The sequence below is a fragment of the Chelativorans sp. YIM 93263 genome (assembly GCF_028767125.1).
Lineage (GTDB): Bacteria > Pseudomonadota > Alphaproteobacteria > Rhizobiales > Rhizobiaceae > Chelativorans.
This window is the reverse complement of record NZ_JAKCWP010000006.1, coordinates 50,977-72,699: the sequence shown is the minus strand read 5'-3', so window position 1 is coordinate 72,699 and position 21,723 is coordinate 50,977. Positions and strand designations below refer to the sequence as shown.

Here is a 21,723-nt window from a genome sequence, read left to right as displayed (position 1 = left end):
ATGCGAGATGGGAGGGTATCTTGCACATCGTTCCGGTTATTATTTGCGGTGGCGCGGGATCGCGCCTGTGGCCGCTCTCGCGCGAAAACCATCCCAAGCCGCTGATCCGGCTTGCCGACGGTCTGTCGCTGATCCAGCATGCGTTTTTGCGGGCGCTCGCGCTTCCGCGCATCGCGGAGTTGGTAACGGTCACCAATCGTGAGCTGTTCTTTGCCATTGATGACGAGTACCGGCAGCTTGGACATAATGCGGCCGCCATGCGCGCCCTGCTCGAACCCGAGGGGCGCAATACCGCAGCCGCAATCGCCGCCGCCAGTCTTGAGGTCGCCGACCGGCTGGGCGGCGAGGCGATTCTGTTCGTCATGCCGGCCGACCACGTGATTGCGGAGCGGGAAAGGCTGGCGCACGCCGTGGAGGAGGCTTGCGCACTCGCCGGCGAAGGCCGTCTCGTGACGTTCGGCATACGGCCCGACCGGCCCGAGACAGGCTATGGCTATATCGAGGCGGACGGCATCAATGTGCGCCGTTTCGTGGAAAAGCCGGAGTCCGCTGCCGCCGAGGAATTCGTCGCCAGCGGCCGCTTTCTCTGGAATTCCGGCATGTTCTGCTTCCAGGCGCAAACGATGATCGATGAAATGGAGCGCTTCTGCCCGGACATCCCCGCAGGCTGCCGCGCCGCACTGGGTGCAGGCCGGCGGCTGAACGGGCAGGGTACGGAGCGCATCGAGCTCGACCCGGAGCGCTTTGCCGAGGTCCCCTCGGTATCCATCGATTATGCGGTTTTGGAAAAAGCCTCCAATGTGGCTGTGGTCTCCTGCGACATTGGGTGGAGCGACATCGGATCCTGGGCGGCGCTGGGCGAGCAGTATGAGCGTGATGCGGACGGCAATCGGGTGCTCGGCAACGTGGCCTCTTTCAACGCGCATGGGAATGTCGTTCGCGGAAGCGACCGGCTGATCGGGCTGGTGGGCGTCGATGATCTGGTGATCGCCGATACTCCCGATGCGCTTCTGGTCACCTCCAAGGAGAACGCTCAGGATGTCCGCCTCCTCTACAATCGCCTGAAGGACCTCGGCGACGAGACACACCGTGTCCATCGCACTGTTTTCCGTCCTTGGGGCTCCTACACCGTTCTGGAGGAGGGGCCTCGCTTCAAGATCAAGCGCATCGAGGTGAAGCCCGGGGCACAGTTGTCCTTGCAGATGCACCACCACCGCGCCGAGCACTGGGTCGTCGTCTCCGGGACGGCGCGTATCGTCAATGGTGAGCGCGAAATCCTGCTGACGACCGATCAGTCGGCCTACATTCCCTGCGGCCAACGCCATCGGCTGGAAAACCCTGGCATCCTCAACCTCGTCCTCATCGAGGTTCAGACGGGCGACTATCTCGGCGAGGACGACATCGTGCGTTTCGACGATGTCTACGGGCGCGGGTAGGGCGGTGTCGCACTATCATTTCGCTCCTCGCTTCGCGCCGACCGAGGGTGACGGGCGAAGGAGGGGCGCGCGCGCCAATCGCGTTCCTGCGACTTAAATGATGACGATTAGCAGGTAAGTCTTCCACCTTGTCCTCCCGGGGCTCGATCTTGGGAACCAAGCCAGAGCAGTCACGAGACGCGACAGCGCTTCCGGAAAATGCACCTCACGCTCCCGCGCTTCCGGGAAGGCACCCCGCGCGGGAATAAGAAGGCATGGCGGGCGCCACAGTGCGGGTAAGGGTCGCTTACGCTCCGTTCTTTTTGCAAATCATTTGCAATTGCAGAAAAAGGAACCTATAGTGCGCAGAACAGTTGCAAACGGATTGCAGTTGCAAGATTCTGGCGGAAGGAAAAATGGCCGACGGCATCAGGCGCTCGCTCATCAAATTTCTCGTGGCCTTGCCGGCGCTGTTCCTGCCGGCGGCTTCGGCGCAGGCGCAGGAAACCCTTCACGTGGTCACGACCACCGGCATGATCGCCGATGCCGCGCGCCAGGTCGGCGGTGATCATGTAGAGGTGCGGGCGCTCATGGGGCCGGGGGTCGACCCGCATGCCTATCGGCAGACCCGAACGGACATTCTCGCCCTGATCCGGGCCGATCTCGTGCTCTGGCACGGCCTTTATCTCGAAGCGCAGATGGAATCGTTCATGGGATCCCTTTCCGAGCGCGGCCAGGTGGTGGCTGTCGGGGATCAATTGCCGCGCGACGTACTGCTTGCCGATCCCACCTATGAAAATCGTTACGATCCGCATGTCTGGATGGACCCGAATCTCTGGTCGCAGGTCGTCGTCGTCGTGCGCGATGCGCTGATCGATGCGCGGCCGGAGGGCGAAGCCGCTTTCCGCGCGAATGCCGACCGACATCTGGAAGAAATCGCCGCGCTTTCCGAGTACGCCCAGGAAGTTCTGGCCAGCGTGCCGGAAGAGAGCCGGGTTCTGGTCACCGCGCATGACGCGTTTGCCTATTTCGGCCGTGCCTATGGCTATGAGGTGCTCGGCATTCAGAGCATTTCGACCCAGAGCGAAGCGGGGCTGAAGCGTATTTCCGAGCTGGTCGACATTCTGGCCGACCGCCAGATCGGGGCCGTCTTCGCCGAATCCTCCGTATCGGACCGCAATGTCCGTGCGCTGATCGAAGGCGCTGCGGCCGAGGGCAGCGCGGTCAAGGTGGGCGGCCAGCTTTTCTCCGACGCGATGGGGCCGGACGGCAGCTATGAGGGCACCTACATCGGCATGATCGATCATAATGTCACCACCATCGCCCGGGCGCTTGGCGGCAAGGCGCCGGGGCGCGGTATGTTCGGCCATCTGGCGGTCGGCAGTTGAGAAATGAGGCGGATATGAGCGAGGTAGCGCTCGAGCTAGCCAGCAACGAGGGGAAAGCGGTCGCCAAGCCGCTGCCCGCCGATAGCCCGCTTCTCATCCAGGAACTGACGGTCGCTTATGGCGAAAAGCCTGCTGTCTTCTCCGTCGATGCTTCCATTCAGCCGCAGTCCATGACGGCCATTGTCGGCCCTAACGGGGCCGGCAAGTCGACCCTTCTCAAGGCCGTGCTCGGCATCGTGCCACGTCTGTCCGGCAAGGTCCTCGTCTTCGGCGAGCCGATCGAAAACGTCATGCAGCGCGTGGCCTACGTGCCGCAGCGCGCCTCGGTCGATTGGGATTTTCCAACACGTGTCATCGACGTGGTGCTGATGGGCCTCTACCGGGAATTGGGGCTTCTGCGCCTCGTGCGCCGCGCCCATCGCGAGCGGGCGCTGGCCTGCCTCGACCGCGTCGGCATGGCCGACTTCGCGGACCGGCAGATCGGTCAGCTTTCCGGCGGGCAACAGCAGCGCGTCTTCCTTGCCCGGGCGCTCGCGCAGAACGCCGATCTCTATCTGCTCGACGAGCCCTTCGCCGGCGTGGACGCGGCCACGGAACGGGCCATCATCGACGTGCTGAAGGCTCTGCGAGGCGAGAAGCGCACGGTCGTCTGTGTGCACCACGATCTCGCGACCGTCAGCGACTATTTCTCCAACGTCCTGCTTATCAATATCCGCAAGATCGCCGAAGGGCCGGTGGCAACCACCTTCACCGCCGAAAACCTCCAGAAGACCTATGGCGGGCGGCTGGCCACCGCGCACATCGATCAGCTGAAACTGCCGGTGGCCTAGGGTGTGGAGGATGCACAGTAGAGCCCCTCTCTTGCAAATTCTAAGCGCTTGGCTGCGCCAAACCCAAGAAATCGCTTTCTCTCCCGCAAGGAGAGAGATGGTGGGCGGTTGCATCGTCTTGGCAAATCACCACCGTTGGCGTTTGGCGCAAACGCAACTGCAGCCGATATCTCTCCCCTTGAGGGAGAGAAAGCTATTTCAACATCTTAGTCGAAGACTAAGTGTTAGGAATCGCAAGAGAGGGCCTTTTGAACCGGGGCTCCCGTACAACTCCTCAGCCCTGGGTGCAGCGTGCTGAACGCCTTTCTCGAAGCCCTGCTGTTCCAGGCCGGCTACAATACGGCGCTGGTGGCGATTGGCGCGGCGCTGCTCGGTATCGCGGCTGGGGGTGGGGGCAGCTTTCTGTTCCTGCGCAAGCGGGCGCTGGTGTCGGATGCCGTGGCGCATGCCACGTTGCCAGGCATCGGCCTCGCCTTCATGATCATGGTCGCGCTCGGCGGCGACGGGCGCAACCTGCCGGGCCTGCTTCTTGGCTCGGCGCTGTCGGCAATGCTCGGTCTCATCGCCGTGGAGTGGATCACGCGGAACACGCGGCTTGCCGAAGATGCGGCCATCGGCGCGGTGCTCTCGGTCTTCTTCGGCTTCGGCGTCGTGCTTCTCACGATCATCCAGACCATGACAAGAGGTTATCAGGCCGGGCTGGAAAGCTTCTTGCTCGGCTCGACCGCCGGTATGCTCTACCAGGATGCGGTGGTGATCGCCATTGGCGGTTCGCTGGCGGTCGCCTTCGTGCTTTTGCTGCGGCGGCCGATGACGCTGGTCTCTTTCGATGCCGAATTTGCCGCCACATCCGGCATCAATGTCGCGCGCATGGACCTCGTCATGATGGGCCTCGTCATGGCGGTGACGGTGATCGGGCTCAAGCTGGTGGGGCTCATCCTCATCGTCGCCATGCTCATCATCCCGCCCGTTACGGCGCGGCTGTGGAGCGAGCGCACGGAACACGTGGTCTTCATCGCCGGAGGGCTTGGCGGCTTGGCGGGCTATCTCGGTGCGGCGTTTTCGGCTTCCGCGCCCGATCTGCCGACCGGACCCATCATCGTGCTCATCAGTTTCACCCTTTTCGCCATATCACTTCTTCTCGCGCCGGGGCGGGGTGTCCTCGCTGCGTTTCTGCGCCACAAGCGGTTTCAGATCCGCGTTCATCGCCGCCAGGGATTGCTCGCATTGGCGCGGGGCGAGGTCATACTCGAGCCGCTCACCCGAAGAGTGCTGCGTCGTGAACGCCTCATCCGGCGCGACGGCGTGGCGACGGAGAAAGGCAGGGCTGCCGCGGCCAAGGCCGTACGCGACGAAAGCCGCTGGGCGCTTGCCCGCCAGCTTTATCAGGACGAAACGGTCTACAGCCGTTATGACGGGCTGACGCCGATCGAAACCGTGCTGACGCGAGACGAGATCGCCGACATCGACCGCCGGCTCGGCCCGCCGGCGCCGGTCATGTGAGGCGATGATGGGCGCGGAATTCGTACAGCTCAGCCTCACGCCGATTCTTATCGGCATTCTGGCCGCAATTGCCTGCGCGCTGCCGGGCAATTTCCTCATTCTCCGCCGCCAGGCGCTGATCGGGGATGCAATCAGCCATGTCGTGCTGCCGGGCATTGTAGTGGCCTTTATCGTCACCGGCACGATCACCACCTGGCCCATGCTGATCGGCGCGGCGGGGGCGGCCGTGGTGGCCGTCATCATCATTGAGGCGATCCGCCGTGTCGGCCGCATTGAGCCGGGTGCGGCGATGGGGGTCGTCTTCACGGCACTCTTTGCCGCCGGCGTCCTGCTTCTCGAACAGACGGATACGAGCGGCGTTCATCTCGACGTGGAACACGCCCTCTACGGCAATCTGGAGAGCCTGATCTGGTTTTCCGCGGAAGGTTGGGGATCGCTGCTTGACCCGCAGGCGCTTGCCGGATTGCCGCCGGAGCTTTTCCGCATGGCGGCAGCGGCATTCATCATCGGAGTTCTCACAATCATTTTCTGGCGTCCGCTCAAGATTTCAACCTTCGACGAGGGCTTTGCCGGCGCGGTGGGCGTGCCCACGACTATCTTTAGCCTCGGGCTGGTGATTGCCGCCGCCGTGGCCGCGGTCGCCGCCTTCGATGCGGTGGGCTCCATCATCGTGATCGCCATGTTCATCTGCCCGCCGGCGGCTGCCCGGCTGATGACGAACAGGCTCGAGATCCAGGTTCTGTGGAGCATCGTCTTCGCCACGCTCTCGGCCATCATCGGCTATGTCCTGGCGGGCTACGGGCCGCTGTGGATTGGACGGGATCACGCCGTCAGCGCCGCCGGTATGATCGCCACCGTCTCGGGCATCATTCTCGCGCTCGCCTGCCTCTTCGCGCCTCACCGCGCACGCATCGGCGCGCCGAAGGAGGGGTGAGGCGGACGGGTGGGTGCGTTCAGGCCGGGATCCGCCCTCCACATCAAAAGCCGCATGGCATTCGCCGTGACCAGAACGGTCGCCCCGGTGTCGGCCAGGATGGCGGGCCACAGGCCGGTGATGCCGAGGATGGTGGTGATCAGAAAGATCACTTTCAGTCCGAGGGCGATCGTGATGTTCTGCCGGATGTTGGCCATGGTTCGGTTGGAAAGCTGGATCATCGCCGCCACATCGCTCACGCGTCCATGCAGGATGGCGGCGTCCGCGGTCTCCAGCGCCACATCCGTGCCGCCGCCCATGGCGATGCCGATGTCGGCCGTGGCGAGCGCCGGTGCGTCATTGATGCCGTCACCGACCTTGCCGACCTTCAATCCGCCCGACTTCAGCTCGTTCACGAAGCGGCTCTTGTCTTCCGGCAGCATTTCGGCCCGCACTTCAATCCCGAGATCGCGGCCGATAGCCTCGGCGGTGCGGCGGTTGTCGCCGGTCAGCATGAACGTGCGCAGGCCGGCGGCCTTCAGTTGCTTGAGCCCGGCAATAGCGTCCTCGCGCGGCTCGTCGCGCATGGCGATGGCACCGGCAAGCGCGCCGTTGATTGTCAGCACTGAAACCGTTTTGCCTTCAGCCGCGAGCGCGTCGATCTCGTGGCGTTGTGCGGGAGAAAGCTGCACAGAGGCGGCTTTGGGCGAACCGAAGAAGACCTCGTGAGCGTCTACACGGCCCGTCACGCCCTTGCCGCCAAGCGCGGCGGCATCCGTGGCCGATGGAATGACGGTCGCGTCGTTTTCGGCCTGTTGCAACACGGCAAGGGCCAGCGGATGACTGGAGCCCTGTTCCAGCGCGGCAGCAAGGCGCAGCACCTCGGCCGGTTCCTGTCCGAAAGGTACGATATCTGTCACCTTTGGCCGGCCTGTCGTCAGCGTACCGGTCTTGTCGAAGGCGATTGCCCGCAGGGAGCGCGCCTGCTCCAGCACCGCGCCGCCCTTCATCAAGAGGCCGCGCCGGGCACCGGAGGAGAGGGCCGCCGCGATGGCTGCCGGGGTGGAGATGACAAGTGCGCAAGGGCAGCCGATCAACAGAAGCGTCAGCCCTTTATAGACCCACTCGAGCCAGGGCTGCGCCGCCACGAGCGGCGGCAGGACGGCGACCATCGCCGCGAGCAGGACGACGCCCGGCGTGTAGTAGCGGGAGAAGCGGTCGATGAAGCGTTCCGTTGGGGCTTTGCGCTCCTGTGCTTCCTCCACCAGCCGGATGATGCGGGCAATCGTGTTGTCCTGTGCCGCGGCGGTCACGCGCACGCGCAGCACGCCATTGCCGTTCACCGTGCCGGCAAAGACTGCTGCGCCGGTCTCCTTGTTCGCGGGTGTGCTTTCGCCGGTAACCGGTGCCTCGTCGATGGCACTGAGGCCAGAAAGCACCTCGCCATCGGCTGCGATGCGGTCGCCGGGCCGTACGAGAACGGTGTCGCCGACCGCGAGCCTTTCCGCCGGCACTTCCTCGATGCCGCCACCGGCGCGCTCCACGCGTGCCATCTTCGGCACGAGCTTGCCGAGAGCGCGGATCCCGGCGCGGGCGCGGCCTGCCGCCACGCCCTCCAGAAGCTCGCCGACCAGGAAGAGAAAGACGACGATTGCCGCTTCCTGCGAGGCGCCGATGATCGCGGCACCGGCGGCCGCAATCGTCATCAGCATCTCGATGGAAAACGGCGTCCCCGCCAGCGCGGCCGAGAAGGCGCGGCGGGCGACCGGCACGAGGCCGACCAGCATGGCGATGTCATAGGCCCAGGGGCCGACTGTCGGAGAAAACCGCGCCGTCACGAAAGCCGCCACCAGCGCCAGCCCGCTCATCAGCGTCAGCCGAACCCGCGGCTGCTGCCACCATGATGGCTCGGCTTCGTCCGAACCTGCGGCCAAGGTTTTCGGCGGCTCGGCCTGCCCGGTGCTTTCCGCTCCCCCGCAGCAGCCGCAACCTTCGGACTTTTCCGCCTCACCTCCAGCCGGGGCAAGCAGCGCGGCGCCATAGCCCAAACGTTTCACCTGCTTCTCGATGGCGGGTTGGACCTGCGTGGTGCCTTCATGGATTACAGTCATCGTACCGCTGGCGACCGAAACGGAGACGTCTTCCACGCCGGCTATACGCCGAACGGCGGTGTCGATCTTGCGCGCGCAGCCCGCGCAATCCATCCCGCTGACCCGATATCGGCTTTCGGTAAGAGTTTCTGCCATTGCCGGCGTCCTTGATGTGATCCGGCACGAGGACTACTTCCTATAGCGACTATAGGAGCAAGAGAAAAATGACCGTTCGCGAAATTTCCATCGGCGAAGCCGCCCGGCGCAGCGGCGTGAAAGTGCCCACGATCCGTTATTACGAGCGGATCGGTCTTCTGCCCGCGCCGCCGCGCAGCGAGGGTAACCGGCGGCAATTCGACGGGAGGGATTTAAGTCGGTTGCAGTTTATCCGGCATGCGCGCGAACTGGGTTTTGAAATCTCCGATATCCGCGAGCTTTTGGCGATGACGGACCAGCCGCAGCGCTCATGCCATGCGGCCGACAGCATCGCCAGGCGGCATTTGCACGAGGTCGATGCCCGCATCGCCCGCTTGCAGGCGCTTCGCGGGGAGCTTCAGCGCATGGTGGACGAGTGCGACCATGGCAAGGTTTGTGAGTGCCGGGTGATCCAGATTCTGGCCGATCATGAGCATTGCGCGAACCGCGTGCACTGAACGCGAATCATTTTTCCTTAATCAGTAACCGTTTGTAAACCAAACGTTCCGGTTGTACCGGCGCCCCGCGGCTGGAACGCTCTCCTGCGTGCGCTTTAAAGTGTTTACGCGGCATTAAATTCTGTTTTAATCAAATCGATACAGCAAATGGTTATACGTATACAACCGTATATTACATATATGTTTGCAATGGTTGTTTTTATACAACTTATACGTTAAACACGAGGGTCTATGGTGTTTGAAAACAAGAGGGGAGGCTCGGCGACAATACACCAAGGGCTTATCCGGCGTTCGCGTTTGTATTGACCGCAGGTCCTGCAGTGGTCGGTAAGGCGACCATATCTCCAGGCAGACAGCCTTCGCTGCCGCACTCCCTTTCGGGGGGCAAGGCACCGTTTGCCGAAATGACGAAAATCGCTGGCGTTTTCCAACCCGGATGAGTGTGGCTTGCCTGGGCAGGGGAGGTCTGTGCCCGACGGCGCCAAGTGGGAGTGTCAAGTGCGTATCGAACAAGCAATGCAACCGGGGTTTTTCCCCGAAACATATCGGAGAAGGCGCGCAATGAACGGCCAGAAACAGGACGGATTGTCTTTCGCGACATTGAGGGCGGCCGACGCTGTTATAGAAACCAGGAGCCTTACAGGAGCGGCTATGAAGCTGGGGATCAGCCAGCCCGCCATCAGCATGCATCTCAGCCGGCTGGAACGGGCCATCGGCACCTCGCTGATCAAGAAGGTCGGCAACAAGATCATCATCAAGGAGGAGATTTCACGGCTTATCCGCCAGATGCTGGAGTTGGAGCGGCGGCTGAAAACCGTTTCCTATGAGAGGAACGCCTCGAAGCTGAAGGTGGGTGTGTGCACCTATTCCACACCGCTTCTGGTGGAGCGCACCGAGCGGTTGGGCAGTCTGAAAAACAATCTGAGTTGGAAGATTACCGAGTCGCGTAAACTTCAGGATCTGTACGAGCAAGGCGAGCTCGACGCCATTTTCCGCGCCCTTCACCCTTCAGAGATCGCGCCGGACCTGGTGACGGAGTTCTCGCTTAAGTGGATTGGCGACAGGCAGTTTCAGGATGATACGAGCTACGAAGGACAGGGGCTGCCGGTGGTCCTCGCCTCTCCCAGTTCGCCTCTCGGCGCTGCTTCGCGTGAGTGGCTGCGTCAGCACGAGGTCAGCTACGACATCGTTGGAGAGGTGGATGATATCATGTCGGCCATCCGGCTCGTCTCGAGCGGCATCGCGTCTTCGCCGCTGCCTGCGTATGTCCGCGACAGCCTCAAGAATTGCACGCAGGTTCTGCCCGGACAGTTGAAAATTCGCTACGGACTGTTCATCAACGAGCAGCGTTTCAGTCTGCGAACGGCGCTGGACGTTTTCGAGCTTCTGAAAGAGGACATGCCAAAGCCCGCCCCTTCAGTACCGGTCGCCGAGGTGCAATTCGACACCGGTAGGCGCTGACCGGCCTACCGATGCTTTTGCTCGACGAGTTCGGTCGTTGACTGACGCACACGCAATTCCGGCTTTATGAGTTCCTGAACGGGGTCGATCTCGGCCCCGTTCAGCCGGTCCAGCAGCACGCGCGCGGCGCGTTGGCCGACATCGCGCTGGCCGTTCCAGACGGTGGTGAGCGCGGGGGTGGCGATCGCCGCTTCCTCGAGATCGTCATAGCCGGTGACGGATATGTCCACGCCCGGTGTCAGGCCGGCGCGCGCCAGGCCGTTCATCAGGCCGATGGCCACCAGATCGTTCCAGCAGACAGCCGCCGTCAGCCTGTCTTCATGCGACAGGAAGGCCTCGGTCATGTCGAAACCGGCCTGTTTCGTGCGCGGGCCGGGAAAGCGCCAGTCCGGCTTTGCCCCAAGGCCGGCCCTTTCCATCGCCGCCACGTAGCCGCGATAGCGGTCGCGGCCTGTCGAGGTATGGTCCGTGCCGCCGATCATGGCGATGCGGCGATGGCCGAGGGAAACCAGATGGTCGGTCGCAAGGCCAATGCCATAGGCGTCGTCACCGCGGAAGACCGGCACGCGCGCGCTTTCCACCGAGCGTGCGATGAGCACGGCAGGCAGACCGTTTTCCTCGACCAGGCGAATGTCCTCGGCCGGCGTGCCGATGGCGGGCGACATGATGATGCCATCAGCTCCGAGCTGAAGGAGGGTATCGATAAAAGTGCGCTGTTTTTCGAGCTGGTCGTAATGGTTCGACAGGAGAAAAGTCTGTTGCGAACGGTCGAGCTCTCTTTCGATCGAGCGCAGAATCTCGGCGAAGAACGGGTTCATGATGTCGTGGACCACCACCCCGACGATGCCGGAACGGGAGGTACGCAGGCTCGCCGCGCGGCGGTTGTATATATAGCCGATCGTCCGCGCATGCTCCTTGATGCGCTGCCGGGTGGCATCGGCAACCAGCGGACTGTCTCTCAGTGCCAGCGAAACGGTGGCCGTGGACACGCCAAGAGCATCGGCAATCGTCGATAGCTTGATCTTCTGCGCCAGCGTGCCCCTCCCGGCCATGGCCAATCTTTAAACTGTTTAGGCTGCGCTTATGACATTATCCGGGCAGCGGTCCAAGAGTTTTTGGCCCGAGGCTCGTGCTTATCTCAGGGAGATCGCTATTGATCGGTCGGACCGGTAGCTATCGCTTTTGGTACTACCCTCTGGGTATGCACCCAGACCCGGTCCGGCCCTGTGCTTCGGAAGGGGCTGGCAAGATGTCGCTCTTCGCGTAAAACGGGTCCCGTTGTTCGAATCGTTTGCATTGAGGAACCGATGCCCACTGTCGCGCCGCTCGACCTGGAAGGCCATTGCGTTGCCGCTGCCTGGCTCGAGAATGTTCCCCTTTTCGCGCTGGCTGATGGCGTGGTCCACCGCCTCGACAATGGCCACAGATGGGCGGAGCTGCATGACGGGCTGCTTTGTGCGGTTCCCACGCGGGACAATGCCCGGCTCCTGACGGGCGGAGAGGACGGCAAGGTCATGCTGCTGTCGCGGGACGGCGCCAGCGAGGCAATTGCGGAGATCGGCCGCAAATGGATGACGAGCGTTGCCGCCGGCCCGCAGGACGCGGTGGCGTTCGCCACCGGGCGCATTGCCTATGTTCGGCTTCGCGACGGCAGGGTGCGCGAGTTCCAGCATCCCCGCAGTGTGGAGGGCCTTGCCTTCGCGCCGAAGGGTCTGCGCCTTGGCGTTGCGCGCTACAACGGCGCCACGCTGCATTTCGCGGCGACCGAAGGCAAGCCGGCCGAGCTTGAATGGGCGGGTGCACACACGGGCATCACCTTTTCGCCGGACGGCAATTTCCTGGTCACCACAATGCAGGAAAACGCCCTGCACGGCTGGAAGCTGGCCGACGGCAAGCACATGCGCATGGCGGGTTATCCGGCCAAGGTGAAGAGCTTCTCGTGGAGCAGGAAGGGCAAATGGCTCGCCACATCCGGCGCGCCGGCGGCCATCGTCTGGCCCTTTCAGGGCAGAGACGGGCCGATGGGCAGGGCCCCGCTCGAGCTCGGCACGCGCGGCGACACGATGGTGACGCAGGTCTGCTGTCATCCGGGCGAAGATATCGTGGCGATCGGCTATGCCGACGGCATGATCCTGGCCGCGCGCCTGGCCGACCAGAAGGAGGTGCTCCTGCGCCGACCCGGCAAGGGCGCCATCACCGCCGCGAGCTGGGACAAAGAGGGCCGCCGCCTTGCATTCGGCACGGAAACCGGCGACTGCGGCGTGGTGGATATTTCGGCGTAGCGACTTTGCGCTCCCTACAGCAAGAGAGCCGACCATCTTAAATGCCAGCGTGCAGCTGTAAATCCAGGATCTTTTGACCTTCGGCCAGCACTCATCGCCGCCACGCCCGGCTCTCACCGTCTGGCCATTAAGAAAGCGGGAAGCGGGGCGCGTGCGCCGGGACTTCTCACTTCTATGTCAGGCACGTTCCCACGCGCCCCGCCTATGGACGGACCCGCTGTCGGCCGGCCGCTCAAGAAGGTCCATGCCGGAACCTTCCTCACGGCGTCGCCCCGTTCACACATCCAGCCGGGCGACCTCCGGTCTCAGCCCCCGAGAGGGCTAGGGATAGTAATCGCCCGGCCGGCCGTGGGCGCCGGCCCGTCGCGGAACCTTCAAGCTGCGGGTCTCGGTCCCGCCGCCCAAAGGCTCGCCACCGTCGCTCTCCCGAAGCCCGGCGGCCGCGCGGTTCCCGCAAGAGCGATGGCCACAGAATAGGTGTGCGGGAGGGAGCGGGGATAAAATCCTCAAGGAAAAATCGTCAGGGAGGAGCCAAGCTATTGATCCGGCGAAATAAAAAATTTGCCGAAGCATTTTTGGCACTCAATTTATCCCCGCCGGCAACCTCGCCATTCTCCTCACACCGTTCGCCTCTGGAACATTTCCGCCACCTATCCGCTTTTTCAGCAGAAGGTGACGCAATGACTGCCGAGACCACCGAAAAGACATTTCCAACCCCGCTCGGTACCGTGCGCGAGGAGGCGCAGGACTGCACCCGCTGCGATCTCTACAAGAACGCCACACAGACCGTCTTCGGCGAGGGTGGGGGCGATGCCCGTGTGGTCTTCGTCGGCGAGCAGCCCGGCGACAAGGAGGATATCGAGGGGAAACCCTTTGTCGGGCCGGCGGGAAGGCTCTTGGACGATATTCTCGAGGAAGCCGGCATCGACCGGAAAAAGACTTACGTCACCAACGCGGTGAAGCATTTCAAGTTCGAGCCGCGCGGCAAGCGGCGCATCCATTCAAAGCCCAATGCCGGGGAAATCCGCGCCTGCCGCTGGTGGCTGGACCAGGAGCTGACGCACATCCAGCCGGACCTGGCCGTTGCGCTCGGCGCGACTGCCGCCCGCGCTCTTGTCGGCAAGCAGGTGCCGGTGATGAAACAGCGCGGCACTGTAGTCGAGAGCGCGGAAGGCATTCCGGTTTTCATCACGGTGCATCCATCCTCGCTGCTGCGCATCCCGAATGACGTAGACAGGCGCAGCGCGCGCGAACGCTTTACCGAGGATATGCGGAAGGTGAAGGCGATGATGAAGGGGTGAGGAGGCGTTCGCTAGCCTTACATCACCTCACCAGCACAGCCCGCAAATCATTCACATTTGTGCCCGTCGGGCCGGGCATGAAGAGGTCGCCCAGCACATCGAACGCGCCCCAGGCGTCGTGCTTGGCGAGCAGCGTCTTGGGATCATGGCCGGCCTTGCGCAGACGCAGAGCGGTTGCGTGATCGGCGAAGGCGCCGGCATTGTCCTCGGAGCCGTCAATGCCGTCCGTATCGGCAGCGAATGCGGAAATGCTCTCCACACCGTCGATGCCGAGCGCCAGCGATAGCAGAAACTCCGTATTGCGCCCGCCGCGCCCGCCTTTTTCGCGGATCGTGACGGTGGTTTCGCCGCCCGACAGCATCAGCACGGGCTTGGCGAAGGGACGGTCGCGTAGCGCAACCTCGCGCGCGATGGCCGCGTGCACCGAGCCGATCTCGCGCGCCTCGCCTTCAATCGCATCCGATAGGATTACCGCATTGATGCCCTGCCTTCCCGCTTCTGCGGCCGCCGCTTCCAGCGAGCGCGCGGCGGACGCGATGACGTGGACCTCGTTCCGGCTGAAACGAGGGTCGTCGGGTTGCGGGGCATCCGCTTCCGTCGACTGCAGGTGCCGGAGTGCCGCTTCAGGCAGCTGCAGGCCGTAGGCTTCGATCACCGCTTGGGCGTCCTGCCGCGTGGCTGTGTTGGGCACGGTCGGTCCGGAGGAGACGAGCGCCGGGTCGTCGCCGGGAATATCCGAGACGATGAGCGAGACGACGCGGGCGGGATGCGCGGCTGCAGCAAGCCGGCCGCCCTTGATGGCCGAAAAGTGCTTGCGCACCGTGTTCATGGCCGAGATCGGCGCGCCGGAGGCAAGCAGCGCCTCGTTGATGGCGATTTCGTCCTCGAGCGTGAGCTCTCCCGGCGGCGCGGGAAGCAGAGCCGAGCCGCCACCACAGACGAGCGCCACGACGAGATCGTCTTCCGTAAGGTCCTGTACGAGGTCGAGCAGCCGCCGGGCGCCTTTCAGGCCCGCCGCATCGGGCACGGGGTGAGCGGCCTCGATGACTTCGATCTGCTCCGTCGGCGCGCCATAGCCGTAACGCGTCACGACCGCACCTTCGAGCGGACCGTCCCAAGCTTCCTCGAAGGCTTGCGCCATTTGGGCTGCTCCCTTGCCCGCCCCGATCACAACGGTGCGGCCTTTCGGACGGGCGGGGAGATGGGCGGGAATGGTTGTCTTCGGGTCGGCGGCGGCGACGGCGGCGTGGAAAAGGCTTTCGAAGAATGCTTTTGGGTCGGCTGTCATTCGGTAGCGCTCCTCCATAAGGTATTCCCGGCGTCCCGCTTTGTCCGGGTTGAAGTTCGTGGACCGCCAATGGGTGGCGAGGCTCAGGCATGGATCCTCGGGTCAAGCCCGAGGATGACGTGTGAAGGGGAGTGGCTTTGCCAATCGCCAACGCCTTAGCATTTCACAACATCACAAAGGTTAACGATTAGCAGACACGCCCTCCACTTTCGTCATACCAGGGCTCGACCCTGGTATCCATGCCTGACGGTGACGAAACGCTCAGCACTTCCGGATAGCCTCCCCTCGGCAGCACCATCGCAGGAGCGGAGCGCAAGAGAGAAGGGCACTCCGGGAGAGTTAAATGGAACCCTTCACCGCCTCACCCGCCACATAGGTCTCCACCACGGCACGGTCGTCGCCGAGGGTCTGGAGCACGAAGAGTTCCTCGGCGAGCGTTTCGGCGCGTGCCATGCGCAGGCGCATGGGCGGGGTGGCGCGGGCATCGAGCACGACCAGATCGGCGTCCGTCTCGGGTTCCAGCGTGCCGATACGGTCGGCCAGCGACAGGGCCTCGGCATTTCCGCGCGTGATCTGCCAGAAGGAGGCGAGCGGGTTCAGCTTCTCGCCCTGCAACGCGATTACCTTGTAGCCCTCGTCCATGGTGCGCAGCATGGAATAATTCGTGCCGCCGCCGACATCCGTCGCGGTGGCGATGCGCAACGGCTTTTCGCGCCGGCGATAGCGCAGGTAATCGAAGAGGCCGGAGCCCAGGAACAGATTGGAGGTGGGGCAGAAGACGGCCACGGAGCCGGAATCCGACAGCGCATCCGCCTCGCGTTCGGACAGATGAATGCAATGGCCGAAGAGGCTTTTCATCCCCAAGAGGCCGTATCGTTCATAAATGCCGGTGTAATCGGGCGCGTCTGGATAAAGATCCCGGGAGAGCGCGATCTCTGCATGATTCTCGGATAGATGGGTCTGGAAATGCAGATCCGGATGTTCCCGCACCAGTGCCTGCACCATCTCCATCTGTTGGGGGGTCGAGGTGATTGCGAAGCGGGGGGTGACCGCGTAGTGGAGGCGGTCCTTTCCGTGCCACTTTGATATCAGCGCCTTCGTGTCGTCATAGCTCGATTGCGGCGTGTCGGTGAGCGCCTGCGGCGCGTTGCGGTCCATCATCATCTTGCCGGTGACAATGCACATGCCGCGCTTTTCCGCCTCGGCGAAGAGGGCATCGGCGGATTGCGGATGCACCGTGCAGTAGACCGCCGCCGTGGTGGTGCCATGGCGCGCCAGTTCATCGAGATACGCGCCGGCGATACGCGCAGCGTGGGCGCTGTCGCCGAATTCGCTTTCTGCGGGAAAGGTATAGTTGTTGAGCCAGTCGAGAAGCTCTGTCCCGTAGCTGGCGATCACCTGCATCTGCGGGAAATGCGCATGGGCGTCGATGAAACCCGGCATGAGGAGATGCGGGCGATGATCGACGATCTCGGCACCTTCGGCGTTGCGGGCGACATCGGCATAAGCGCCGGAGGCGATGATCATGCCGGCTTCCACCAGCACTGCGCCATCTTCCTCGTAGGCGTAGGAGGCGTGATCGTCGGCGGCCAATGGCTCCGACTGGAACGTGAGGAGCCGGGCACGGATGAGAGTCTTGGTCATACGTCTTCGTCTTTCAACGCGCTTCCTCGAACCAGGTTACGAGCAGCCGGCGCTCGCTCTCCGTCATGCCGGAGACATTGCCCGGCGGCATGGCGTGGCTGCGCCCCGATTGCAGGTAAATTTCGCGGGCACGTGCAGCAATCGCGGCATCCGAGTCCAGCAAAACATTCTTCGGCGGGGTCTGCACCCCATCATATCCCGGTTCTGCGGCGTGGCACATGGTGCAGCGTCCCATCACGGCGTCGCGGACGGCCGGGAAGTGCGCAGATGCGATGAACCGTTCCTCCGCTGCCGAGAGCCTTTCCTGGCCGGTAAGAACCGTCGGCACGGTGGAAAGCCACATGATGATAACGAAAAGGATGGCGGACAACGCCCAGGTCCAGTGCGGATTGCCCTTTCGCGCGTGCATCGTGTTGAAGTAGTGCCGGATGAGCACGCCGATGATAAAGATGAGCGATGCGATCACCCAGTTGAACTGTGTGCCGAAAGCCAGCGGATAGTGGTTCGACAGCATCAGGAAGATTACCGGCAGGGTGAGATAGTTGTTGTGCAGCGAGCGCTGCTTGGCCTGGGCACCCAGCTTGGGGTTGGGCGTTTTGCCAGCCTTCAGATCGGCCACCACGATCTTCTGGTTGGGAATGATGATAAGGAAGACATTCGCGGTCATGATCGTGGCAGTAAATGCGCCGAGATGCAGGAAGGCCGCACGGCCGGTGAAGAGCTGCGTGTAGCCCCAGCTCATCGCCACGAGGACGGCATAGAGCACCAGCATCAGCGCCGTATCGTTCTTGCCGAGCGGTGACTTGCACAGCAGGTCGTAGAGCAGCCAGCCAAGCCCGATCGAGGCGATCGAGATCAGGATGGCGGCGGGTTCTGAAACGTCCAGTACATTGCGGTCGATCAGATAAAGGTCGGCTCCGGCGTAATAGATGATGGCTAGAAGCGCGAAGCCGGAAGCCCAAGTCGAATAGGATTCCCACTTGAACCAGGTGAGATGCTCCGGCAGCGAGGGCGGGGCGACCAGATATTTCTGGATATGGTAGAAGCCACCGCCATGGACCTGCCATTCTTCGCCATGCACGCCCTCGGGCATCATTCCCGGGCGTTTCACCAGCCCTAGATCGAGCGCGATGAAATAAAAGGATGAGCCGATCCAGGCGATGGCCGTGATCACATGCAGCCAGCGCACGCCATAGCTCAGCCAGTCCCACATCAGTGCAAAGTCGTTCATGCCCGTTCCCCACATACGGCCGACGGCCTGCCTCCAGCGGCTGATCGCAACGATCAGCCATTACACAGCTTTCGACATCCTTAGGCCGCACTGATGCATTCTGCGCGCCGGCCGTTCGGGGCAAGTTCTATCCCTTCTGAGAAGCGGATGTCGGATTACCTTACGTGCTGTCCCCGCGGGAGATTGCTCCCCGGGCAGCTTTCCGAAACAGCAAGGCCGATACAAGCCACAGCGCGACAAAAAGCGTATTTATGCCGAGTATTTCCAGCGGCGGGCTTGCGGGATAACCCATCCGGGCAATCGCCGCAATCATCGTGACCAACGCCTGAGCGAGCGCGGTGGCGAACAAAGCACGCGCCATACCGTCCGGCTGGAAACGAGCGAGAACGGCGGCAATGATCCCGACCGCGAGCACTCCGCCAAACATCAGGTTGGCGGGGTTGTCCTCCGACCCGATGATGCCAACGGCGGCATTAATCCAGATGAGGAGGAATGTGGCCGCGAGTGCAACGCCGACGCCGGCTCGATACGCGTTGTTGTTGGTCATTCTCACTGCCAGCTCAAAGGCGGCACCAGTGCCGACGATCAGGGCACTGGCGAAAACGAAGTCGGTTTTGGTCCAGTTGACTTCATCGGTGAGTTGCATTGCGACCAGGGGCAGCAGCAGTAAGAGCGCTGCCGCGGTCCAGCCTGCGATTCTCCAATGGCTCCCGCGCCCTCGGCCGCCGTCGCTCATGGTTCCTGCCATTGCCTTGCCTTCATACAATCCGGCCTTCATCCTAGCACAGGGACAGGTGGTCGGCATGAGCAATTCTGAGACGACGATCAGTGCTAACCGGCGCGACCGAGGAAGTCGACCAGAAGTGCGGCAATTTCTTCGGGCCGTTCTTCAGGCGCGAAGTGACCGCAGTTTTCGACAATGTGCAGTTCACTTCCAGAAATGGCGCGGTTCAGCTTTTGTGCCCAGTCAACAACCTGCCAGGTGTCGTTCGCGCCCCAGATCAGCTGGACTGGCACTTGTCCCAGCACATCCAGGCGGTCGGCAATTTCCATCGTATGTTTCGGGTCGTAGTGGGCGACCTGATGTCGAAACAGGCTCGCCTGACCGACCGGGCCGCTGATGAAATCCAGATAAAGCTGGAGTGCTTCGGAATCGAAGTTTGCTTCGTGGCTGTGGGTCGAGAGCAACCAGTTTTTGAAATTGGCCCGGTGTTCTGCGTCCGGTTTCTTGATCAGCTTCTCCAGGCCCTCGCTCATCTGCTGACGTGTGCGCTTGGACGGATAGCTGTCATAGCTTACAACATCGATCATCGTGAGGGACTTGAGGCGCTCTATAGATTGAACCCCAAACCGTTGCGCGACGCCTCCGCCGATGTCGTGGGCGGCCAGATGGAAGGTGTTCAACTGCCAGAGGTCCAGCAGGCCCTCAAGAATGCTCACTTGCCCTGTTATCGACGTATCGGTCGACTCGCTCCAGGGACGCTCGGAAAGTCCATATCCAAGCAAGTCAAACACGTGTGCTTTGAATCCTGCCTTGACCAGAACAGGAACGATATTCCGCCAGATATAAGACGAGGAGGGTGTGCCGTGCAAAAGGACCACCGGTGTCCCCTCGCCATGAACGCCATAGGCGATGCGGTTCCCGCGAATAATTGCATTCTGGTCTACGAGAGGTGCCAAGATCATCACTCCAGTCAGGTCGACAATGGCAGGAAGTTTGTCTCACACAAAATGAATTTCATTGGCGCCAAGTTTCGCAATTTTTCATGCGAAGTTTTCGCGAGCCTGTCACTAAGAACCGATCAGTCTTGGCTTTAAGGCACAACTGCCCGCATCACTTCCGCGGCCGTCATGGCAGCGATGACGGCGGGACGTTTGTCGCGCAGGTCTTCGCCGCCGATGGGGGTGACGAGGCGGGAAAGGCGGGCTTCATCGCCGCCGTTTTTCAGATACCAGCTCCTGAAAGTCGCCTTCTTGGTCTTGGAGCCGATCATCCCGACATAGGCCGCATCGTCGCGCCCGAGCGCCTCGGAAACGATCAGATAGTCGAGCGCGTGGTCGTGGGTGAGAACGACGAAGGCTGAGTGGGGCGGCGCTCGTCTCACTGCCTCTTCGGGCATGGCGGAAAGCCGCTTTTCGACCGACTCGGGAAACCCCTCCAGCGTCTCGGCCCGCGTCTCCACCACTATTGTACGGACGGGAAGGAGCGCCAACGCGGCAGCAAGCGAATGCCCCACATGCCCGCCACCGAAGAGGTAGACATGCGGCCGGGCGGCGTCCTCAGCCTCTGCCTGGCGTAGCAGTTCCGCGCGTTGCTCCCGACCGGCGATGGAGATGTCGAGGCCGACGCGCCCGCCACAGCACTGGCCGATGTCCGGACCGAGGGGGATGTCCAGCGCGCCGCTCACCTCGTTTTCCGCGATCAGTTCTCGCGCCCTGGCAATGGCCAGGAATTCGAGCTGGCCGCCGCCGATCGTGCCAAAAATCGCATCCGGCGAGACCAGCATCCAGGTGCCGGCCTCGCGCGGCGTCGAGCCCCTTGCTTCAGTGACGGTGACGAGTGCCGCCGCCGGTGACCGCTCGAGGAAATCGGTCAGGGCCTCGGCGAGCGGAGGCATCTATGCCTGACAGGCTTCAAAAGTGCGCTTCAGCCGCTCGGCGTCCAGATCGCGCCCGATGAAGACGATCCGGCTTTCGCGCGCTTCATTGTCCTTCCAGGGGCGCTGGTGATCGCCCTCGACGATCATGTGAATGCCCTGGATGACATACCGGTCCGGATCGTCCGCCAGCGCAATGATGCCCTTGAGGCGCAGAATGTTTGGCCCGTCCATCTGGGTCGTTTTCTGGATCCAGGGAAAGAACTTCTTCGGGTCCATCTGGCTGGCGCGCAGCGAGATAGAGGTGACACCTGCATCGTGGATCGGCGAGGCCGCGCCGTGCCCATGGCCATGATGATCATGGTCGTGATGGTGGTGATCGTGGTCGCAGTCGGGGCCGCAGACGTGATCCGGATGTTCGTGATCGAGAAAATGCGGGTCGTTGTCGATCGCGCGCTGGAGATCGAAGGCGCCGCGGTCGAGGACTTCCGAAAGCGCCACCCCCGCGCGCTTGGTCTTGTGAATGCGGGCTGAGGGGTTGATGGCGCGGATCGCGGCTTCAACTTCCGCGATTTCCTCTTCGCTCACGAGATCGGACTTGTTGAGCACGACCACGTCGGCAAAGGCGATCTGGTCTTCCGCTTCCTTGGAGTCCTTCAGGCGAAGCGGCAGATGCTTGGCGTCGACCAGCGCCACCACCGCATCGAGCCTGGTCTTGGACCGCACATCGTCATCCATGAAGAAGGTCTGCGCGACGGGCGCGGGGTCGGCCAAACCGGTGGTCTCCACGACGATGGCGTCGAAGCGGCCCGGCCGGCGCGTCAGGCCCTCCACGGTGCGGATGAGATCGCCGCGCACGGTGCAGCACACGCAGCCATTGTTCATCTCATAGATTTCCTCGTCGGATTCGACGATGAGGTCGTTGTCGATCCCGATTTCACCGAACTCGTTGACGATCACGGCATAGCGCTTTCCGTGATCCTCCGAGAGGATGCGGTTCAGGAGCGTGGTCTTGCCGGAACCGAGATAGCCGGTCAGCACCGTGACCGGGATTTGGTTTTGCTGTTCAGACATGCGGGTCTCTCAGGAGGTTTGAATCTGTTCCGTCCCATATAAGGGTTCACGAG

At 62.6% G+C, this 21,723-nt stretch carries 17 protein-coding genes and 1 pseudogene; 9 read left to right on the top strand and 9 right to left on the bottom strand.

The annotated features are described in order from the left end of the window. The first annotated feature begins 20 nt into the window (after positions 1 to 20). From LY631_RS13465 to LY631_RS13445, 5 genes are all read left to right on the top strand, one after another. Positions 21 to 1,436 carry a mannose-1-phosphate guanylyltransferase/mannose-6-phosphate isomerase gene (locus LY631_RS13465; RefSeq protein ID WP_274425985.1) on the top strand — a complete coding sequence of 472 codons (1,416 nt, stop codon included), beginning with the start codon at positions 21 to 23 and terminating at the stop codon, positions 1,434 to 1,436. 395 nt (positions 1,437 to 1,831) lie between these two features. After that, positions 1,832 to 2,803 (top strand): metal ABC transporter solute-binding protein, Zn/Mn family, encoded by a 972-nt coding sequence (locus tag LY631_RS13460; protein ID WP_274425984.1) that lies wholly within the window; start codon positions 1,832 to 1,834, stop codon positions 2,801 to 2,803. 14 nt (positions 2,804 to 2,817) lie between these two features. Next, entirely contained in the window at positions 2,818 to 3,633 is an 816-nt protein-coding gene (locus LY631_RS13455) for a metal ABC transporter ATP-binding protein (RefSeq protein WP_274425983.1), read from the top strand. A 291-nt stretch (positions 3,634 to 3,924) separates the two neighbouring features. Further along, positions 3,925 to 5,136: a metal ABC transporter permease gene (locus LY631_RS13450; RefSeq protein ID WP_274425982.1), complete on the top strand. Its 1,212-nt coding sequence runs from the start codon at positions 3,925 to 3,927 to the stop codon at positions 5,134 to 5,136. Between the two features lie 7 nt (positions 5,137 to 5,143). After that, on the top strand, positions 5,144 to 6,070 hold the full coding sequence (locus LY631_RS13445; RefSeq protein WP_274425981.1) for a metal ABC transporter permease: 927 nt from the start codon (positions 5,144 to 5,146) through the stop codon (positions 6,068 to 6,070). On the opposite strand, the gene LY631_RS13440 is transcribed toward LY631_RS13445, so the two are convergent. Continuing rightward, positions 6,034 to 8,295 (bottom strand): heavy metal translocating P-type ATPase, encoded by a 2,262-nt coding sequence (locus LY631_RS13440; protein ID WP_274425980.1) that lies wholly within the window; start codon positions 8,293 to 8,295, stop codon positions 6,034 to 6,036. The genes LY631_RS13445 and LY631_RS13440 overlap by 37 nt on opposite strands. A gap of 68 nt (positions 8,296 to 8,363) precedes the next feature. Between LY631_RS13440 and LY631_RS13435 the strand changes: the two genes are divergently transcribed. Beyond that, positions 8,364 to 8,792, top strand: coding sequence for a MerR family transcriptional regulator (locus LY631_RS13435; protein ID WP_274425978.1), 429 nt, complete (start codon positions 8,364 to 8,366; stop codon positions 8,790 to 8,792). 561 nt (positions 8,793 to 9,353) lie between these two features. Continuing rightward, the gene (locus LY631_RS13430) at positions 9,354 to 10,253 is read left to right on the top strand and encodes a LysR family transcriptional regulator (protein WP_274425977.1); all 900 of its coding nucleotides are present in this window, start codon (positions 9,354 to 9,356) and stop codon (positions 10,251 to 10,253) included. A gap of 5 nt (positions 10,254 to 10,258) precedes the next feature. On the opposite strand, the gene LY631_RS13425 is transcribed toward LY631_RS13430, so the two are convergent. Continuing rightward, entirely contained in the window at positions 10,259 to 11,287 is a 1,029-nt protein-coding gene (locus tag LY631_RS13425; RefSeq protein WP_274426160.1) for a LacI family DNA-binding transcriptional regulator, read from the bottom strand. Between the two features lie 273 nt (positions 11,288 to 11,560). Here LY631_RS13425 and LY631_RS13420 point away from each other — a divergent pair, with 273 nt between their 5' ends. Continuing rightward, positions 11,561 to 12,535, top strand: coding sequence for a WD40 repeat domain-containing protein (locus LY631_RS13420; protein ID WP_274425975.1), 975 nt, complete (start codon positions 11,561 to 11,563; stop codon positions 12,533 to 12,535). A 680-nt stretch (positions 12,536 to 13,215) separates the two neighbouring features. Then, positions 13,216 to 13,836 carry a UdgX family uracil-DNA binding protein gene (locus LY631_RS13415; protein ID WP_274425974.1) on the top strand — a complete coding sequence of 207 codons (621 nt, stop codon included), beginning with the start codon at positions 13,216 to 13,218 and terminating at the stop codon, positions 13,834 to 13,836. 22 nt (positions 13,837 to 13,858) lie between these two features. Here LY631_RS13415 and LY631_RS13410 read toward each other — a convergent pair whose 3' ends face one another. The 7 genes and pseudogenes from LY631_RS13410 to LY631_RS13380 form a co-directional block, all read right to left on the bottom strand. Beyond that, positions 13,859 to 15,124, bottom strand: coding sequence for a glycerate kinase type-2 family protein (locus tag LY631_RS13410; RefSeq protein ID WP_274425973.1), 1,266 nt, complete (start codon positions 15,122 to 15,124; stop codon positions 13,859 to 13,861). A 339-nt stretch (positions 15,125 to 15,463) separates the two neighbouring features. Next, the gene (gene guaD / locus LY631_RS13405; RefSeq protein WP_274425972.1) at positions 15,464 to 16,768 is read right to left on the bottom strand and encodes a guanine deaminase; all 1,305 of its coding nucleotides are present in this window, start codon (positions 16,766 to 16,768) and stop codon (positions 15,464 to 15,466) included. A 13-nt stretch (positions 16,769 to 16,781) separates the two neighbouring features. Further along, a complete protein-coding gene (locus LY631_RS13400) occupies positions 16,782 to 17,999 on the bottom strand; it encodes a urate hydroxylase PuuD (protein WP_274425970.1) in 1,218 nt (405 codons plus the stop codon). Positions 18,000 to 18,164: 165 nt separating this feature from the next. Next, positions 18,165 to 18,747, bottom strand: a pseudogene (locus tag LY631_RS13395) (hypothetical protein); the annotation flags it as partial. Between the two features lie 83 nt (positions 18,748 to 18,830). After that, positions 18,831 to 19,685, bottom strand: coding sequence for an alpha/beta fold hydrolase (locus LY631_RS13390; protein WP_274425967.1), 855 nt, complete (start codon positions 19,683 to 19,685; stop codon positions 18,831 to 18,833). A gap of 128 nt (positions 19,686 to 19,813) precedes the next feature. Next, positions 19,814 to 20,617, bottom strand: coding sequence for a xanthine dehydrogenase accessory protein XdhC (gene xdhC, locus LY631_RS13385; protein ID WP_274425966.1), 804 nt, complete (start codon positions 20,615 to 20,617; stop codon positions 19,814 to 19,816). Further along, positions 20,618 to 21,670, bottom strand: a complete 1,053-nt coding sequence (locus tag LY631_RS13380; protein ID WP_274425964.1) for a CobW family GTP-binding protein — start codon at positions 21,668 to 21,670, stop codon at positions 20,618 to 20,620. Between the last annotated feature and the right edge of the window lie 53 nt (positions 21,671 to 21,723).

Coding starts and splice junctions, on each gene's coding strand:
- LY631_RS13460 (WP_274425984.1), top strand. CDS start 1,832: ATGGCCGACGGCATCAGGCGCTCGCTCATCAAATTTCTCGTGGCCTTG.
- LY631_RS13455 (WP_274425983.1), top strand. CDS start 2,818: ATGAGCGAGGTAGCGCTCGAGCTAGCCAGCAACGAGGGGAAAGCGGTC.
- LY631_RS13445 (WP_274425981.1), top strand. CDS start 5,144: ATGGGCGCGGAATTCGTACAGCTCAGCCTCACGCCGATTCTTATCGGC.
- LY631_RS13440 (WP_274425980.1), bottom strand. CDS start 8,295: ATGGCAGAAACTCTTACCGAAAGCCGATATCGGGTCAGCGGGATGGAT.
- LY631_RS13435 (WP_274425978.1), top strand. CDS start 8,364: ATGACCGTTCGCGAAATTTCCATCGGCGAAGCCGCCCGGCGCAGCGGC.
- LY631_RS13430 (WP_274425977.1), top strand. CDS start 9,354: ATGAACGGCCAGAAACAGGACGGATTGTCTTTCGCGACATTGAGGGCG.
- LY631_RS13420 (WP_274425975.1), top strand. CDS start 11,561: ATGCCCACTGTCGCGCCGCTCGACCTGGAAGGCCATTGCGTTGCCGCT.
- LY631_RS13415 (WP_274425974.1), top strand. CDS start 13,216: ATGACTGCCGAGACCACCGAAAAGACATTTCCAACCCCGCTCGGTACC.
- LY631_RS13410 (WP_274425973.1), bottom strand. CDS start 15,124: ATGACAGCCGACCCAAAAGCATTCTTCGAAAGCCTTTTCCACGCCGCC.
- guaD (WP_274425972.1), bottom strand. CDS start 16,768: ATGACCAAGACTCTCATCCGTGCCCGGCTCCTCACGTTCCAGTCGGAG.
- LY631_RS13400 (WP_274425970.1), bottom strand. CDS start 17,999: ATGAACGACTTTGCACTGATGTGGGACTGGCTGAGCTATGGCGTGCGC.
- LY631_RS13390 (WP_274425967.1), bottom strand. CDS start 19,685: ATGATCTTGGCACCTCTCGTAGACCAGAATGCAATTATTCGCGGGAAC.
- xdhC (WP_274425966.1), bottom strand. CDS start 20,617: ATGCCTCCGCTCGCCGAGGCCCTGACCGATTTCCTCGAGCGGTCACCG.
- LY631_RS13380 (WP_274425964.1), bottom strand. CDS start 21,670: ATGTCTGAACAGCAAAACCAAATCCCGGTCACGGTGCTGACCGGCTAT.